This is a genomic window from Mycobacterium sp. NPDC004974 (assembly GCF_053600815.1).
In genome coordinates, this window is the sequence record NZ_JBSGAQ010000014.1 from 63,316 (window position 1) to 78,900 (window position 15,585).

Genomic DNA, 15,585 nt, shown 5'->3' on the forward strand with positions numbered 1-15,585 from the left:
TCTGCTGTGCGCCGTTATCAACCGTACCCAAATGGTATTGGCATTCTCATTTTTAGCAAGTGGCGTAATCGTCGGCTGAGGCGCCCGAAGAATCGGCGTCGATCAGACTTGTTCGGCCGTGTCGCCGGAGCCGCTCTGTGTGCAGGTCGGAGCACTCCCGGCCAGTACAGGCGCCACATTTCCACCCTGCGGTATTGGCATTCTCATTTTTAGCAAGTACGTTATCCACTGATGAGCGAGCAAGTCGTCCCTCCAGTAGAGACACCATCTGGCATCCCGCTGGCGCCCGTCTACGGACCGAGCGACCGCGCGGTCGAGCCGCCTGCCCCAGGGACCTATCCCTTCACGCGCGGCAACTTCGCGTCCGGCTACCGCGGGAAGACCTGGACCTTCCGGCAGTACTCGGGTTTCGGCACCGCCGAGGAATCCAACCGCCGGTACCGCTATCTCCTCGATCAGGGTGGGACGGGCCTGTCGGTGGCGCTGGACCTGCCCACCCAGTGCGGCTACGACTCCGATGACGAGGAGTACGGCGAGGAGGTCGGTCGTGTCGGTGTTGCGGTGGACACCCTGGCCGACGCCGAGATCCTGTTCGACGGCATCCCGCTGGACAAGATCAGCACCAGCTTCACCATCAACGGCACCGCGGCCATCCTGCTGGCCTTCTACGTTGCCGCCGCGGAGAAGAAGGGCGTCCCGCGCGAGAAGCTGACCGGAACCATCCAGAACGACATCCTCAAGGAATACGCGTCGCGCGGGACCTGGATCTGGCCGCCCGAGCCGTCGCTGCGGCTGATCGCCGACACCATCGAGTTCTGTGCCGCCGAGGTGCCCCGGTTCAACGCGATCTCGGTGGCGGGTGCGCACTTCCGCGATGCGGGCGCCAACGCGGTGCAGGAGATGTCGTTCACGCTCGCCGATGGCGTCACCTACTGCGACACCGTGGTCGAGCGCGGCCGCATGACCATCGACAAGTTCGCCCCGCAAATCTCGTTCTTCTTCTACACCCACGGTGACTTCTTCGAGGAGATCGCCAAATATCGTGCCGGCCGGCGTCGTTGGGCCACGATCGTGCGGGAGCGCTACGGCGCGACCACCGACAAGGCCTCGATGTTCCGGTTCGGTTGTGTGGCGGGCGGGGCCTCTCTGTACGCGCCGCAGGCTCAGAACAACCTGGTGCGGGTGGCCTACGAGTCGCTGGCGGCGGTGCTGGGCGGTGTGCAGTCGATGTTCACCGCGGCGTGGGACGAACCGTTCGCCCTGCCCAGTGAGGAATCGGCGACGCTGGCACTGCGGACCCAGCAGATCCTGGCCTACGAAACCGGTGTCACCAAAGTCGCCGACCCGCTGGGCGGTTCGTACTTCGTCGAGGCGCTCACCGACGCCACCGAGGCCAAGATCGTCGAGATCATGGACGACCTGGAGAAGCACGGCGGCATGGTTCGCTGCATCGAGGACGGCTACCTGCAGGGCCTGATCGCCGACGAGGCTTTCAAGATCCACCAGCAGGTCGAGTCGGGGGAACGCCCGGTGGTCGGGGTCAACAAGTTCGTCACCGACGAGCCTGCGCCCGACATCGACACCTACGAGCTCGATGCCGAGGGGCGCGATCTGCAGCTCAAGCGACTGTCCAAGGTCAAGGCCGAGCGCGACGACGTTGCGGTCAAGGAGACTCTGGCCGCCCTGGCCAGAGGTGCCGAAGGCGACGACAACCTGATGCACCGGTTGATCGATTGCGCCAATGCGTATTGCACAGTGGGAGAGATGGTGTCGACCTTGAAGTCGGTGTGGGGCGAGTTCCAGCAGCCGGTGGTGTTCTAGATGGCGACTCGTGTACTCGTTGCGAAACCAGGGCTCGACGGTCACGACCGGGGCGCAAAGATCGTCGCGCGGACGCTGCGGGACGCCGGATTCGAGGTCATCTACACCGGTATCCGGCAGCGCATCGAGGACATCGTGTCGATCGCATTGCAGGAAGACGTTGCCCTGGTGGGCCTTTCGATCCTCTCGGGTGCGCACGTCGCATTGACCACCCGCACTGTCGAGGCGCTGCGGGCGGCCGATGCCGGTGACATCGCCGTCGTCGTCGGCGGCACCATCCCGCAGTCCGATGTCCAGAAGCTGCTGGACGCCGGTGCGGCAGCGGTGTTCCCGACGGGGACGTCGCTCGACACCCTGGTGACCGACGTTCGTGCGCTGACAGAAAAGGTTTCGGAATCATGAGGCTGGGCGTGATGATCGGGGCCGAGCGTGGCGACATGGCCCGCAAGGTCTCCAAGCTGGTCTCCGACATCCAGTGGGCCGAGTCGGCCGGACTGGACAGTGCGTGGATGCCCCAGGTGCCCAACGACTTCGACCTGCTCACCATGGTGGCGTTGATGGCGTCGAACACCACGCGCATCGAACTCGGCACCGCGGTGGTGCCGCTGCAGGCGCAGCACCCGATCGCACTGGCGCGGCAGGCGCTGTCGGTGCACGCCATCTCGGGTGGCCGGCTGGTCCTGGGTGTCGGGCCGTCGCACCACTGGATCGTCCGCGACATGCTGGGCCTGCCCTATGACAAGCCCGCCGCCTACACCCGGGACTACCTGCAGGTGCTCAACGCTGCCATCTCCGGGCCCGGAGACGTTGACGTGGAGAACGATTCCTTCACCGTGCACAACCCGACGGTGCTGGGCGCAGACACCCCGATGCCGGTGCTGGTGTCCGCGCTGGGCCCGGTGATGCTGCAGATCGCCGGTGAGCACGCCGACGGCACATCGCTGTGGATGGCCGACGAGAAGGCGATCGGCGAGCACATCGCTCCGAAGATCAACAAGGCCGCCGCGGAGGCCGGTAAGCCCGCGCCGCGCATCGTCGCCGGCATCCCGGTCACGCTGTGCGCCAACTCCGAGATCGAGGAAGCCAAGGACCGCGCCAACCGCGTCCTCGCCGAAGCCGAGACCTCGCCCAACTACCAGCGGCTGCTGGACCGCGGCGAGGCCCGTAACGTCGGCGATCTGCTCGCCGCGGGTGACGAGGAGTCAATCCTCAAGCGGTTCAAGCAGTTCGCCGACGCCGGGGTGACGGACCTGTCGGTTCGCCTGCTGCCGATCGGGGAGACCCGCGACGAGCTGATCGCGTCGAAGTACCGGACGCGTGAGGTGATCGCCGAACTCGCCAAGCGTCTGCGATGACCGCGCCGCTGGCGGGCATCCGCATCATCGAGGTCGGTGTCATGCTGGCCGGCCCGTACGCCACCATGATGCTGGCCGACCTGGGCGCTGAGGTGATCAAGGTCGAACCGCCCGGCGGGGAGATCTCCCGTCAGGTCAGTGACAGCTATTTCGCCAGCCTCAACCGGGGCAAGCGCAGCATCTGCATCGACCTCGCTTCCGAGGCTGGACAAGCGAAACTTGCTGAGCTGGTAGCTGATTCGCACGCGCTCCTGGTGAACATGAAGCCTTCGGTGATCCGCAGGTTGGGCCTCACCTATGAGAACCTGCGGCGCTTCAACGAGAAGATCGTCTGTGTCGCGATGACAGGATTCGGATTGGACGGGGGAGACGACCCGGCGTTCGACTACGTCATCCAGGCCGCCACCGGGGTGGCCGCGATGACCGGTGATCCCGACGGCCCGCCCACGTTGCCCGGCTACTCCTCGGCGGACAACTCGACCGGGCTGACTGCTGCGCTGGGCCTGCTGGCGATGATCGTCTCGGGCAATGGTGGGCAGGTGGACGTCTCGCTGCGCGATGTCATGCTCTCGCAGCTCAACTACCGCGCCTCGGCCTATCTCAACGACGGTGCCGAGCCGCGCCGCCATCCGTTCGGCGCGCATTCGTATTACGTGCCCGCGCAGCTGTTCCCGACCGCCGATGGGTATCTGGCGTTGTTCATCACCCATGACGGGTTCTGGAAGTCGTTCGCGGCTGAGGCCGGGATCGACGGTTTCGAGACCATGGCTGAGCGCGCCGCCCGCCGCGAGGAAGTGCTCGACGTGGTGACGGCGGTCCTGGCCACCGATACCGCGGCGGGTTGGGAGTCACGGCTCAAGCCGCTGGGGATTCCGGCGGCTGCCGTGCGTACCTTGCCGCAGGCGCTGGATGCGACACCCGAGATGGTCGTCACCGCTGGGGATTTCCGGCTCGTGGGCAGCCCGGTGCAGGTCGCCGGGTACACGCCGGACTACCGGCCAGCGCCGGCGTTCGATGAGTACAGCCAGCGGTCACCGGTTTCTGCACCAGAGTCGTGACTGCTTGATTTGTGCGACCCTGCTGTAGAAACCGGCGGCGCACATGGCGCTCGCTCATGGCGCTTGAGGTCAATCCTCGTCGTAGGAGACGGTCACTGAATCGCAGTCCGGGATGGCCTGGCAGGTCAGCACCCAGCCCTCGGCCACCTCGTCGTCGTCGAGCGCGTCGTTGACGCGCATGGTGGCGGTCCCCTCGAGGAGCTTGGCCATGCAGGTGCCGCAGTTGCCGGCCTCGCAGGAGAACGGAGGCGTCATACCGGCGCGGCGCGCGCTCTCCAGCAGCGTTTCGCCCTGCCGGCGGGGTACGGACAACTGCTCACGATCGAAGACGATCGTGACCTTGCCGTCCGCTTCGCTACCGACCGTCGGATCTGCCGTCATGTGACTCCCCTGTGCACGTACGTTCTGATATGAAGAGAATACCATTCTCGCTAACTGATAGTATCTTCTCGGTGTGCTCGACGGCCAGCGGAGCATGGGAAAGGGGCGGTGAATCTTGACTGGGATCGCAACTGTTCCTTGGGTGCGCACCCCGGTCGTGCTCGCCTTCGATGACCGTGACTACACCCTGGCCGAACTCGACGCGCTGACCAGCGGGATGGTCACCGAGCTGGAACGCCGCGGCGTCAGGCCGGGTGACCGCGTCGCGATGATGTCCTCCAACCGCCCCGAGTTCGTCGTCGCCCTGCGCGCGATCTGGGGCCTGGGCGCGGTGGCCGTGCTGATCAGCCCGGCCTGGAAAGAACGCGAGGTTGCCCACGCCCTCGCGCTGACAGCGCCCAGCCATGCGGTGGGCGATCACGAGGTGCTGGCGTCACACATGCCGATGTTGCATCTCGATGAGCCGGTCACCCCTGGCCTCCGGCGGTTCGACCCGCCCGACCCGGACAGCGACGCGCTGTTCGTCTTCAGCTCGGGGACCACCGGCCTGCCGAAGGCGGTGCGCCACACCCATCGCGGGTTCGCGACGGCCATCGACCATTGGCGTGACGCACTGGGGTTCACCAGCGCCGACCGTATGCAGATCATGACGCCGCCGTCGCACATCCTGGGGTTGCTCAACATCGCCATGGTGCTCGACACCGGCGCCTGGATGCGCCTGCACCGCCGCTTCGACGTCGACACGATGCTGCGCCACATCGAATCCGACCGCATCACGATCGAAATGGCGGTGGCACCAATTGCTTTGGCGCTGGCCGCGCACCCCGATCTGGGTCGCTACGATCTGTCGTCGCTGCGCTACGTGATGTGGTGTGCCACCCCGGTGACCCGCAGTGTCGCCGATGCCGCCACCGAACGTGCCGGGATCCGGTGGCTGACCGCCTACGGCACCACTGAACTCCCGGTGATCGCGTGTAATCCGCTGGATGCCACCCACATCGACACCGTGGGCACCCCGGTGCGCGGGGTCGACGTCCGCATCGGCGAGGACGGTGAGATCCAGGTGCGGTCCGACTCGGTGATGGCCGGTTATCTGCCGAAGGACGCCACCGCCGGGGCATTCTGTGACGGCTGGTATCGCACCGGCGACATCGGCTACCTCGATGACGACGGATACCTGCACATCACCGACCGCGCCAAGGAGATGGTCAAGGTCCGCGGCTTCCAGGTGGCACCGGCCGAGGTCGAGGCGGTGCTGCACGGCCACCCGGCGGTCACCGACTGCGCGGTGTTCGGCGTGACCGACGCGGCCGATGGCGAGGCCATCGTGGCCGCGGTGACGACACATTCTGCGGTGTCAGCCGAGGAACTCATCGACCTTGTCGGTGAGCGGCTGGCCTCGTACAAGCGGCCCCGCCGCGTGGAGTTCGTAACCGAGATACCCCGGTTACCTTCCGGAAAGGTATTGCGACGAGTGCTGAAGGAGCGGCATGGACGTTCGTCTGACGTCTGAACAGCAGCAGCTGCGAGAGGCCGCAGCGAAACTGGCCGACGACCTCGGACCGGATGCGGTCGGAGAGCTGTCGGATGAGGGCCGGATCGCCCGGTTGGAGAGCACGGTCGCCGCAACCGAGTGGCGCACACTGCGTTCCGACGGCGCCTCCGGCGTGGAAGTGGCGATCATCGCCGAGGAGTTCGGACGCGGTCTGGTCGACGTGCCGTTCCTCGGTCCGGTGCTCGCCGACGATCTGGCGCGGCGGCTCGATCGTGAGGTGAAGGTCGGCACGGAGGAAGCCGCCACCGCCGGTGTGGATCTGACGCGAAGCACCGTAGGTGCGGTCGAGTCGCCCGCCGAGCTCGCCGAGCTGTCGAGCGAGGACGCTTTGCGCTGGCAGGCGCTGGCGCTCGCTGCCACCAGCGCCGACCTGGTCGGTGCCGCGCGCGGCGTGCACGCGCTGGCCGTCGACTACGCGAAAGTCCGTGAGCAGTACGGCTCGACGATCGGGTCGTACCAGGCGGTCGCACACCTGCTGGCCGAAGGACTCGCGCTGATCGAGGGATCGATCAGCGTGCTGCGTCACGCGGCATGGGCCGTCGACGAACTGCCGGCCGAGGAAGCCGTCCGGGCCGGAAAGATCGCCAAGGTCTACTGCGCCCGCGCCGCGCGCACCGTCTGCGAGACCGCGATCCAGGTGCACGGCGGGATCGGAAACACCTGGGAATGCCTGGCGCATGTGTACCTGCGCCGGGTTCTGGTGGCCACCGAGTTGTGGCCAGTCAAGCTGGAGGACTTGGAGGTCACTGATCTTGGACTTTCGTGATTCACCTGAGGAAGCTGCCTTCCGGGACCGCCTGAGGACCTGGCTGGCCGACAACGCCGCGTCCTTCAAGGCATCCGGTGACGACTACTGGGCCCGGATGGGGGAGTGGCATCAGGCCCTCTATGCCGCAGGGTTTTTCGGCACCTCGTGGCCCGAGGAGTTCGGCGGCCAGGACCTGCCGCCGGTCTACGACGTCATCGTCGACGAGGAGCTGGCCCGGGCCGGTGCGCCGCCGCGGCCCAGCCTCGGCTACCTGGTGGTCGGCCTGGGTCATCACGGCAGCAAGGAACTGCAGCAGCGGTTCCTGCCAGGGATGATCAACGGCACCGAGCGTTGGTGCCAGGGCTTTTCGGAACCCGGCGCCGGTTCGGATCTCGCCTCGCTGACCACGACGGCGACGCGCGACGGCGACAACTACATCATCAACGGGCACAAGATCTGGACCAGCTACTCCGATGTCGCCGACTGGTGCCTGGTGCTGGCCCGCACCGACAAGACTGTGGCCAGGCACAAGGGGATCTCGGCGTTCATCGTGTCGATGCACCAGGACGGTATCGAGCAGCGGCCGCTGCAGATGATCAACGGTGTCACCACGGAGTTCGGTCAAGTGGCGTTCGACGGTGCGGTGGTGCCGGCCTCGAACATGGTGGGTGAGCCGGGCGACGGGTGGCGGCTGGCCATGACGGTGGTCAGCCATGAGCGTGAACCGTCGACCCTCGGTTATTCGGCGCGCTACGGAAAGCTGGTGCGCGAGATGGCCTCTCGGGTCGATGGGAAAGTGCCCGAAGACCTCGCCTGGGCCGGGGTACAGGCCGAGATGCTGCGGCTACATGTGCGACGGCGGTTGTCCGAACAACTCGACGGGCTCAAGCACGGCCCGGAGGGCTCGCTGGACAAGCTGCTCATGACCTGGGTCGAGCAGTCCGTCGGGCATGCCGCGCTGGCGGTCACCGGCACCAGCGATCCCGAACTGCTGAGCGCGTATCTCTACAGCCGCGCCCAGAGCGTCATGGGTGGCACATCGCAGATCCAGAAGAACATCATCGCGTCACGAATCCTCGGGCTGGGAGTCTAGATACATGTACGGAATGCCAGACGAAATCGATGTGCAGGCCGACGGCGCGCTGCGCATCATCACGCTGAACCGCCCCGATGCGCTCAATGCGGTCAACGACAACTTGCACGTCGGCCTCGCGCGGTTGTGGGAAGCGCTCAACGAGGACGCGGACGCCCGCGCCGCGGTGATCACCGGTGCGGGCCGGGCGTTCTCCGCGGGCGGTGACTTCAATTACCTCGATGAGTTGCGGCGTGATGAAGCCTTGCGGCAGAAGACGATCAAGCACGGACGCGACCTCGTCATCGGCATGGTGCGCTGCCGCATCCCGGTCGTCGCCGCGGTGAACGGCCCGGCCGTCGGGCTGGGCTGCAGCCTGGCCGCGCTGTCGGACGTCGTCTACATGGCCGAGAACGCACACTTCGCCGATCCGCACGTACAGATCGGGCTGGTGGCCGCCGACGGTGGTCCGCTGGTGTGGGGTTCGCAGATTTCGTTGTTGCAGGCCAAGGAGTTTGCACTCACGGGCGTGCGGATCAAGGCTCAGCGGGCAGTTGAACTGGGCCTGGCCAATCATGTGGTCGAGGACCCGCTGGCCGAGGCGATCGCGTGCGCGAAGAAGCTGATCGACCTGCCCAAGCAGGCGGTCGAGGCCACCAAGCGGTTGATGAACATCCAGTTGGAGCAGCAGGTGATGGCGTCGCTGGATTACGCAAACCTCGCCGAGTACGTGTCGTTCGGAACGGCTGATTTCAATCGGATCGTGGACGGCTTGATCGCGAAGAACTGATCACCGCTGTACCGCGAGCGTGCGTGTCTGTGCACGCTCGCGGGATATGGCGGGGCGCAAGCTGTTCCGGCACACGCGTGCGTAACGCAGTGGCGGTGATTCTGCGATTTTTCCGCCATGGCGTTACGCGCGACGGGCAGCTGGCAACTAGAAGGTGAGCGCCTCGGAGCGTTGGACGGTTCCGGTGACGCCGCCGGCATCTTGACCGGCCAGGCGTACCGCCGCGAGTCCCATCGCCTCGGGCGGCTCGACCATCTCCGGAGGGATCTGCAGCCCGCTGCCGCCGGCCTGCCAGCCCTCGGTCAGGACCACGCGTGACGGGCTGAGGCAGTTGACCGCGATGTTGTCACCGCGCAGGTCAGCAGCCAGGCCGAGATAGAGCCGTTCGGCCGCGGCCTTGGACACCCAGTAGGCATTGGCACCGTGCTCGACCATGTCGACCCCGGTGGTGGTGATCGCGATGAGTGACCCGCCGCCGCGCTCGCGAACATGCGGGATGACGGCCTTGGTCACCAGGAAAACCCCGGTGAGGTTGACGTCCAGGCACAGCTGCCAACGTTTGAGCGGTGTGGACTCGACCGGGCCGAGCCACAGCACACCGGCGTTGGCAACCAGGATGTCGATGCCGCCGAACTCCGAAACCGCCTCGGCGACAGCCTTGTTGACTGAATCCTCGTCGGTGACGTCACAGGCGACCGGCATTGCGCGCCCGCCAGCATCGTTGATGTCCGCGGCCACCGAGCCGATCGTGCCGGGCAGCTTGCCCGGTTGTTCGGAGCGGGCGGCCACGGCCACCGCGGCACCCTCGGCGGCCAGTGCGGCAGCGATCGTCGCGCCGATGCCGCGGCTGGCGCCGGCGACAAAGGCGACCTTTCCGGTCAGGTCCATCGCGTCAGACTATTACTTGGGAGGGAAGCGCAATGCCCCATCGAGGCGGATGATTTCGCCGTTGAGGTAGTCGTTTTCGATGATGCTCTGAGCCAGCTGGGCGTACTCGACCGAGCGGCCCATGCGCTTCGGGAACGGCACCTGCGGACCCCAGTACTGCTCGAGCTGATCGGCGGCCTTGCCGTAGGCAGGGGTGTTGATGGTGCCGGGGGCGATGGTGCAGACCCGGATGCCCAGGGGCGACAGGTCGCGTGCGGCGACGAGCGTCATCCCCAGCACGCCGCCCTTGGCAGCCGAGTACGGCAGCTGGCCGATCTGGCCCTCGAACCCGGCGATCGAGGCCGTGTTGACGATGACGCCGCGGCCGCCTTCCTCCAGCGGTTCGGTCTTGGCGATCGCCGCGGCCGACAGGCGCATCACGTTGAACACCGCGGTCAGATAGAACTCGATGGTCTTCTTGAACCCGTCGAGGTCCAGCGGGGACCCGTCCTTGCCGACCAATCGGCCGCCGGCGGCGGGCCCGCCATGGGTGTCCACCGAGATGCGGAGCGGGGCAAGGGCTTCGGCCTCGGCGATGGCGGCGAGCACCGACTCCTCGGAGGTGGCGTCGGTGCTCACATAGCGCACACCCAGCTCTTTCTCCAGGCTGGCGCCCTTCTCGTCGGCCAGGTCCGCGACGACCACCTTGGCTCCCGCTGCCTGCAGGCGGCGGACGGTCGCCTCACCCAGGCCACCCGCACCGCCGACGACGATCGCGGAACTACCGGCGATTTGCATACGGTTCCCCTTCTTGCAACTGAGACTCTCTGGCTGCGAGAATAGCATTCTCTTACCGGGTGAACCAGGGAGCAGATCAATGCCTGAAGCTGTCATCGTGTCCGCGCTGCGAACTCCTATCGGCACGGCGAAGAAGGGCACGTTGCGCGATACGGACGCCTACGCGCTGGCCGACCATGTGGTGCGCGCCGCATTGGAGAACATTCCTGCCGACCTGGCCGCATCAATCGACGACGTGATCCTGGGCGAAGGACTCTACGGTGGCGGCGTCATCGCCCGCCACGCCGCCATCACCGCCGGCCTGACAACGGTCCCCGGAGCGTCGATCAATCGGCACTGCGCGGCCGGTCAGGCCGCCGTGCAGAGTGCGGCCGCCAGCATCCGCGCCGGGATGGACCGGCTGATCCTGGCCGGCGGGGTGAACTCCGCCTCAACCTCACCGCGGTTCGTCCGCGCGACAAGCAGCGCCAAGGACGCCGAGTGGGTCAACTGGTTCCCGCCCACCCATCCCGACCGGCCGGACGCACCCAATATGGACATGTCGATCACAGTGGGGTGGAACGCCGCGGTGAAGGCCGGGGTGAGCCGCGAGGAGATGGACCAGTGGGCATTGGGATCGCACCTCAAGGCCGTCGCGGCGATCGACGAGGGGCGGTTCAAAGAGGAGATCGTTCCCATCGAAACTCCGCATGGGTTGTTCGACACCGATGAGCATCCGCGTCGCGACACCACACTGGAGAAACTGGCCGCGCTCAAGCCGCTGCATCCCGAGATCGACGGGTTCTCCATCACCGCCGGCAATGCGTGCGGTGCCAACGATGCGGCCGCGCTGCTGACCATCGCCAGCGACAAACTCGGGCTGCCGGCCCTGGCCACCATCAAGTCCTGGGCCTCGGTGGGCGTCGACCCGGCCTCCACCGGGCTGGCTCCCGTCGAGGCCATCACCAAAGCCCTTCGCCGGGCCGGTCTTTCGCTGTCGGACGTGGACCTGTTCGAGATCAACGAGGCCTTTGCGTCGATGTGCGTCGCCACCATCAAGCTGCTCGACATCGACCCGGAGATCGTCAACGTGAGCGGCAGCGGGTGCTCACTGGGCCATCCGGTGGCCGCCACCGGGGCGCGCATGCTGGCCACGATGGTCCATGAGTTGCGCCGGCGCGGTGGCGGTATCGGCGTGGCCGCCATGTGTGCGGGTGGCGGTATGGGTTCGGCGACGGTCATCGAGGTGCCTGCGTCGTAGTGTCATCACTGATGCCAGATATCGAAGAACTCATCACCGCGGCCCGCGGCGGATCCCAACGTGCCGTCGGGCGATTGCTGAGCCTGGTCGAAAGCGACCGTCGCGACGAGGTTCTCGCGGTGCTCAGCGCGGCATCTCCGCGCGTCATCGGGGTTACCGGGCCACCTGGGGCCGGAAAGTCGACGACGGTCGGCGCGCTCGTCGGCGCGTACCGGGACCGCGGTCTGCGGGTCGCGGTGCTTGCGGTGGATCCGTCGTCGCCGTACAGCGGCGGTGCACTGCTCGGGGACCGGATCCGGATGGCCGCCCACATCAATGATCCCGATGTGCTGATCCGCTCGGTGGCGACCCGTGGGCATCTGGGCGGGCTGGCCGCCGCGGTACCCGCGGCCATTCGGCTGCTTGCCGCGCTGTCCTACGACTTGATCGTGCTGGAGACGGTGGGCGTGGGGCAGTCCGAGATCGAGATCGCCGCCATCGCGGATCCGACCGTGGTGATCCTCAATCCCGGCGCGGGTGACGCCGTGCAGGCCGCCAAGGCCGGGCTGCTGGAGGTCGCGGATCTGGTGGTGGTGAACAAGGCCGACCGCGAGGGTGCCGATCAGACCGCGCGTGACCTTCGGGCCGAGGCGACTGTCCCGGTTCTCAAACTCGTTGCGGCCCAAGGGGAGGGGCTGGCCGAGCTGGTCGAGGCCATCGATGCTCACCATCGATCCGACACCGCGGCGCGCCGCGCCGCGCGGGCCAGGGCCCAGATCCTATCGCTGGCCCAGACCTTGTTGCGCAATCACGGTGAGCTGGACGGGCTGGCCGCCGCGGTGGCCGACGGCACCACTGACCCGTACAGCGCTGCGGCACAATTGATCGCGGATTCAGCCGGGTAGGGCCAGTACGCGTCGCATCGTCCGCAGCAGCTCGGTGCGCAGCGTGTCATCGTCGAGATCGGTCACCAGTGGGTGCATCACCGCGACGCTGATCACGCCGGACAACACTGCCGCATGGACCCGCGCGCCATCGCCGGACTGATCGCCGAGCATGGCCGCATAGAGCCGGTCGATGAACAGCTGGAACGGTTCGTGTTCGGCGAGCAGGCGCACCACGACCGGATCGAACTGCAGTGTGCTGGCGGCACGTCGACGCGATACGGCCATGTCGATCACCCGGGTGAGCAGGACTTCCCGAGCCCGGGTGGGCGAGCCCTCGGCCTCGGCCGCCTCGAGCGCATCCTCGAGCTGGCCGAGTTCACGCTCGGTGAGCGCGATGACAATGGCTTCCTTGGTCTTGAACTGGTGGTAGACAGCGGCTTTCGTGACACCGAGCGCGTCGGCGATCATCTGCAACGACGTCCCGCTGACCCCGTGCTCTGCGATCAGCTCAAGCGCCGCATCGAGGATGCGGGTCTGGGCTGCGCTGCGCGGGTTCCCGAGCACCACTCGACCGTAACTGATCAGCTCACCGACTTGCCGGTAGCGGCGGCATAGCCACTGCGGTAACCGAACACCATTGCGGGACCGAGCGTGCCGCCTGCCCCGCCGTAGGCCTTGCCCGTCACCCCGCCCATGGCGTTGCCCGCGGCGAACAGGCCGGGGATCGGGGCGCCGTTGACGTGCAGGACACGGCCGTCGCGGTCGGTGCGCGGTCCGCCCTTGGTGCCCATCGCGCCGATCTTGACGGGAACCGCGTAGAACGGCGCGGTGTCGAGTGGCCCGAGCGTCTGGCCGGCCGGGGTGGCGGCCGAGTTGTCGCCCCAGTACCCGTCATAGGCGCTGGATCCGCGGCCGAAGTCGGGGTCGACCTCGCGGGAGACGTTGTCATTCCAGCGGTTCAAGGTCTCGGCCAGTCCCTCGGCGTCGATACCGGTCTTGGCGCCGAGTTCGGCGAGGGTGGCCGATTCGCAGAACCAGTCCGGCACCACATCACCTGGTTCGACGCCGAGGAAGCCATAACGCTGCAGGTGCACGGAGTCGAACACGATCCAGGCCGGGTCGTTGGCATAGCCGACCTTGGGGTCGAGGTACTGGAAGGCGCCCGCCATCGAGTTGTACTCGCCCGCCTCGTTGAGGAAGCGCTTGCCCGCCCGGTTGACGATGACGCTGCGTGGCCGGGTGCGTTCCAGCCGCACACTGCGGCTACGCGGATGACCGTCGATGGTGTCGCCGGGAATCTGCACGATCGGCACCCACCACGCCTCACCCATGTTGGCCAGGTCGGCACCGAGCGCCATCGCCATCCGCAGCCCGTCGCCGGTGTTGTTCGGTGGGGACACCGCGCCGCGCATCGGCCCGCGCAGGTAGGCCTCGACCAGCTTTGCGTCCCACTCGAATCCGCCGGTGGCCAGCACCACGCCGCTGCGGGCGCGGACACGGACGTCGGCACCGTCGACGCTGATCCGCGCCCCGGCGATGCCGTCGGCGTCACCGACCAGTTCGATCGCGCGGGCCTCGGTGACCGGCTGGATGTCGCGATCGAGCAGGCCGCGCAGCAGACCGGCGATCAGTGCGGTGCCGGCGACACAGAGGTCGGCGTCGGGATAGTCGTGGACGGCGTGAATGCGGGCGCGAGTTTCCGCGTCGATGCCGACGTTGCTGAAATCCGCCGGGAATGAGGTGATCCGGTGCCGCCAGACGCCGAGCTTGCCCTGATCCACCGGGCCGGCGCTCAGCGAGCGGCCGCCGCCCGGGCGGCCGCCGGGCAGCTCGGGCTTGTAATCGGGAAAGCCCTCGGCGACGGCGAAACGCAGCTCGCTGTGCTCCTCGACGAAGTCGAGCATCGCCGGGCCGGTCCGCACGAGGGTGTCGACCAGATCGGCATCCATGTAGCCGAGCGATTGGGCCTGCAGGTAGTCGATCGCGTCGGCGACCGGCAGCGGCCCGTCAGCGCTGCGGTCATGGGCCGGGATCCAGACGATGCCGCCGGAGACCGCGGTCGTGCCGCCGACCGTGGGCGCCTTCTCGTAGATCGCGACCGACGCGCCGCTGACCGACGCGGTCAGTGCGGCGGTGAGCCCTGCGCCACCACTGCCCAGTACGACGACGTCGACCTCGTTGTCCCAATCAGTCATGTGCGCATCGCCTTTCAGTACAGAATCGCCGATAGTTCGTTTGCTGCCCGGACCACCGCGTCCTTGCCGCCCAGCACGACGTCTTCGCGGTGCGAGATGAGATTGATGCAGGTGGGCGGCGACGGCAGACGCCGGCGCACGGGCACCGCAAGGCCATAGGTGTCCGGTTCGATCTCGCCGTGGGTGATCACCCAACCCTGTTCGCGGGTCTCGCGCACCAGTTCGCGTTCGCCGGGACGCGGCGGCATGCTCGCCAGCAGTGCCACTCCGGCGGCGCCGCGCTCCAGCGGATGGCGGCTGCCCTCGTGGAAGGACAGTTGGTAGAACACCTGCGTCGGGACGATCACCGCGACCGCCACCTGCTGATCGCCCTCGGCCACCAGCAACGACACCGTGCTGCCGAGCTCGTCGGCAAGGGCGCGCAGGGTCGGGACGCTGAGCTGGCGCATGTTGTTGTCGAAGGACGCACCGAGTGCGGCTAGGCCGGCGCCCGGCCGGTAGCGGCCGTCCTCACCCTTTGTCACGTACCGGAACTGGCTGAGGGTGGCCAGCAGCCGGTAGGCGATCGTGCGATGGGCGCCGACCTGGTCGGCGACCTGTTGCACGGTGAGCCCGGTCGGGGCTGCGGCGATGGCCGCGAGCGCGCTCAATCCGCGCGCCAGCGTCTGTGAACCCGGCACCCCGTTGGGGGTGCTGTCGGTCTTCGTTTGTGCCTGCGGCTGGGTTGCCTTGGCCGGCATCGCGCCCCTCCTTGACAGATAGAACCGCGAGAGTGATGCTCTGATAATAATGCACGCTGATGTGCGCTATGTGAGCAAAGTGCTTACAAATTTGGAGAA

General features: G+C 67.1%; 16 protein-coding genes. 10 read left to right on the plus strand and 6 right to left on the minus strand.

Features of this window, described 5'->3' with window-relative positions; translation table 11 throughout:
- Window positions 1-231 precede the first annotated feature (231 nt).
- Genes ACWEFV_RS25710 through ACWEFV_RS25725 form a run of 4 tightly spaced genes read left to right on the plus strand, consistent with a single transcriptional unit; the run spans window position 232 to window position 4,234 of the window.
- Window positions 232-1,821 carry a methylmalonyl-CoA mutase family protein gene (locus tag ACWEFV_RS25710; protein ID WP_450072252.1) on the plus strand — a complete coding sequence of 530 codons (1,590 nt, stop codon included), beginning with the start codon at window positions 232-234 and terminating at the stop codon, window positions 1,819-1,821.
- Window positions 1,822-2,223: a cobalamin B12-binding domain-containing protein gene (locus tag ACWEFV_RS25715; RefSeq protein WP_044522188.1), complete on the plus strand. Its 402-nt coding sequence runs from the start codon at window positions 1,822-1,824 to the stop codon at window positions 2,221-2,223.
- Entirely contained in the window at window positions 2,220-3,176 is a 957-nt protein-coding gene (locus ACWEFV_RS25720; protein WP_450072253.1) for an LLM class F420-dependent oxidoreductase, read from the plus strand. The genes ACWEFV_RS25715 and ACWEFV_RS25720 overlap by 4 nt, the downstream gene beginning before the upstream one ends.
- Complete coding sequence (locus tag ACWEFV_RS25725) at window positions 3,173-4,234, plus strand: CaiB/BaiF CoA transferase family protein (RefSeq protein WP_450072254.1); 1,062 nt, start codon at window positions 3,173-3,175, stop codon at window positions 4,232-4,234. The genes ACWEFV_RS25720 and ACWEFV_RS25725 overlap by 4 nt, the downstream gene beginning before the upstream one ends.
- Before the next feature lie 69 nt (window positions 4,235-4,303).
- On the opposite strand, the gene ACWEFV_RS25730 is transcribed toward ACWEFV_RS25725, so the two are convergent.
- Window positions 4,304-4,615, minus strand: coding sequence for a 2Fe-2S iron-sulfur cluster-binding protein (locus ACWEFV_RS25730; RefSeq protein WP_167857929.1), 312 nt, complete (start codon window positions 4,613-4,615; stop codon window positions 4,304-4,306).
- Between the two features lie 217 nt (window positions 4,616-4,832).
- Here ACWEFV_RS25730 and ACWEFV_RS25735 point away from each other — a divergent pair, with 217 nt between their 5' ends.
- Genes ACWEFV_RS25735 through ACWEFV_RS25750 form a run of 4 tightly spaced genes read left to right on the plus strand, consistent with a single transcriptional unit; the run spans window position 4,833 to window position 8,780 of the window.
- The gene (locus ACWEFV_RS25735; RefSeq protein ID WP_450072314.1) at window positions 4,833-6,128 is read left to right on the plus strand and encodes a class I adenylate-forming enzyme family protein; all 1,296 of its coding nucleotides are present in this window, start codon (window positions 4,833-4,835) and stop codon (window positions 6,126-6,128) included.
- Window positions 6,106-6,936 carry an acyl-CoA dehydrogenase family protein gene (locus tag ACWEFV_RS25740; protein ID WP_450072255.1) on the plus strand — a complete coding sequence of 277 codons (831 nt, stop codon included), beginning with the start codon at window positions 6,106-6,108 and terminating at the stop codon, window positions 6,934-6,936. The genes ACWEFV_RS25735 and ACWEFV_RS25740 overlap by 23 nt, the downstream gene beginning before the upstream one ends.
- A complete protein-coding gene (locus ACWEFV_RS25745) occupies window positions 6,923-8,011 on the plus strand; it encodes an acyl-CoA dehydrogenase family protein (RefSeq protein WP_205264225.1) in 1,089 nt (362 codons plus the stop codon). Before ACWEFV_RS25740 ends, ACWEFV_RS25745 begins: the two co-directional genes overlap by 14 nt.
- 4 nt (window positions 8,012-8,015) lie before the next feature.
- On the plus strand, window positions 8,016-8,780 hold the full coding sequence (locus ACWEFV_RS25750; protein ID WP_211155285.1) for an enoyl-CoA hydratase/isomerase family protein: 765 nt from the start codon (window positions 8,016-8,018) through the stop codon (window positions 8,778-8,780).
- A 147-nt stretch (window positions 8,781-8,927) separates the two neighbouring features.
- On the opposite strand, the gene ACWEFV_RS25755 is transcribed toward ACWEFV_RS25750, so the two are convergent.
- A complete protein-coding gene (locus ACWEFV_RS25755; protein WP_450072256.1) occupies window positions 8,928-9,668 on the minus strand; it encodes an SDR family NAD(P)-dependent oxidoreductase in 741 nt (246 codons plus the stop codon).
- Window positions 9,669-9,680: 12 nt separating this feature from the next.
- Window positions 9,681-10,445, minus strand: a complete 765-nt coding sequence (locus tag ACWEFV_RS25760; protein WP_090435031.1) for an SDR family NAD(P)-dependent oxidoreductase — start codon at window positions 10,443-10,445, stop codon at window positions 9,681-9,683.
- A gap of 79 nt (window positions 10,446-10,524) precedes the next feature.
- Here ACWEFV_RS25760 and ACWEFV_RS25765 point away from each other — a divergent pair, with 79 nt between their 5' ends.
- Window positions 10,525-11,685, plus strand: a complete 1,161-nt coding sequence (locus ACWEFV_RS25765; RefSeq protein ID WP_450072257.1) for a thiolase family protein — start codon at window positions 10,525-10,527, stop codon at window positions 11,683-11,685.
- A gap of 11 nt (window positions 11,686-11,696) precedes the next feature.
- Window positions 11,697-12,569, plus strand: coding sequence for a methylmalonyl Co-A mutase-associated GTPase MeaB (gene meaB, locus ACWEFV_RS25770; protein WP_450072258.1), 873 nt, complete (start codon window positions 11,697-11,699; stop codon window positions 12,567-12,569).
- Here the strand turns inward: meaB and ACWEFV_RS25775 are convergent.
- Genes ACWEFV_RS25775 through ACWEFV_RS25785 form a run of 3 tightly spaced genes read right to left on the minus strand, consistent with a single transcriptional unit; the run spans window position 12,558 to window position 15,486 of the window.
- The gene (locus ACWEFV_RS25775; RefSeq protein ID WP_450072259.1) at window positions 12,558-13,115 is read right to left on the minus strand and encodes a TetR/AcrR family transcriptional regulator; all 558 of its coding nucleotides are present in this window, start codon (window positions 13,113-13,115) and stop codon (window positions 12,558-12,560) included. The two genes, meaB and ACWEFV_RS25775, sit on opposite strands and share 12 nt — an antisense overlap.
- A 17-nt stretch (window positions 13,116-13,132) precedes the next feature.
- On the minus strand, window positions 13,133-14,746 hold the full coding sequence (locus ACWEFV_RS25780; protein ID WP_450072260.1) for an FAD-dependent oxidoreductase: 1,614 nt from the start codon (window positions 14,744-14,746) through the stop codon (window positions 13,133-13,135).
- A 14-nt stretch (window positions 14,747-14,760) separates the two neighbouring features.
- On the minus strand, window positions 14,761-15,486 hold the full coding sequence (locus tag ACWEFV_RS25785) for an IclR family transcriptional regulator (protein WP_450072261.1): 726 nt from the start codon (window positions 15,484-15,486) through the stop codon (window positions 14,761-14,763).
- Window positions 15,487-15,585: the final 99 nt, after the last annotated feature.

What these genes read in the sequence shown, in the direction of transcription:
- ACWEFV_RS25765 (WP_450072257.1), top strand. Translation starts at nt 10,525, where the DNA reads ATGCCTGAAGCTGTCATCGTGTCCGCGCTGCGAACTCCTATCGGCACG.
- ACWEFV_RS25750 (WP_211155285.1), top strand. Translation starts at nt 8,016, where the DNA reads ATGTACGGAATGCCAGACGAAATCGATGTGCAGGCCGACGGCGCGCTG.
- meaB (WP_450072258.1), top strand. Translation starts at nt 11,697, where the DNA reads ATGCCAGATATCGAAGAACTCATCACCGCGGCCCGCGGCGGATCCCAA.
- ACWEFV_RS25725 (WP_450072254.1), top strand. Translation starts at nt 3,173, where the DNA reads ATGACCGCGCCGCTGGCGGGCATCCGCATCATCGAGGTCGGTGTCATG.
- ACWEFV_RS25735 (WP_450072314.1), top strand. Translation starts at nt 4,833, where the DNA reads ATGGTCACCGAGCTGGAACGCCGCGGCGTCAGGCCGGGTGACCGCGTC.
- ACWEFV_RS25710 (WP_450072252.1), top strand. Translation starts at nt 232, where the DNA reads ATGAGCGAGCAAGTCGTCCCTCCAGTAGAGACACCATCTGGCATCCCG.
- ACWEFV_RS25720 (WP_450072253.1), top strand. Translation starts at nt 2,220, where the DNA reads ATGAGGCTGGGCGTGATGATCGGGGCCGAGCGTGGCGACATGGCCCGC.
- ACWEFV_RS25780 (WP_450072260.1), bottom strand. Translation starts at nt 14,746, where the DNA reads ATGACTGATTGGGACAACGAGGTCGACGTCGTCGTACTGGGCAGTGGT.
- ACWEFV_RS25730 (WP_167857929.1), bottom strand. Translation starts at nt 4,615, where the DNA reads ATGACGGCAGATCCGACGGTCGGTAGCGAAGCGGACGGCAAGGTCACG.
- ACWEFV_RS25715 (WP_044522188.1), top strand. Translation starts at nt 1,822, where the DNA reads ATGGCGACTCGTGTACTCGTTGCGAAACCAGGGCTCGACGGTCACGAC.
- ACWEFV_RS25760 (WP_090435031.1), bottom strand. Translation starts at nt 10,445, where the DNA reads ATGCAAATCGCCGGTAGTTCCGCGATCGTCGTCGGCGGTGCGGGTGGC.
- ACWEFV_RS25740 (WP_450072255.1), top strand. Translation starts at nt 6,106, where the DNA reads ATGGACGTTCGTCTGACGTCTGAACAGCAGCAGCTGCGAGAGGCCGCA.
- ACWEFV_RS25755 (WP_450072256.1), bottom strand. Translation starts at nt 9,668, where the DNA reads ATGGACCTGACCGGAAAGGTCGCCTTTGTCGCCGGCGCCAGCCGCGGC.
- ACWEFV_RS25785 (WP_450072261.1), bottom strand. Translation starts at nt 15,486, where the DNA reads ATGCCGGCCAAGGCAACCCAGCCGCAGGCACAAACGAAGACCGACAGC.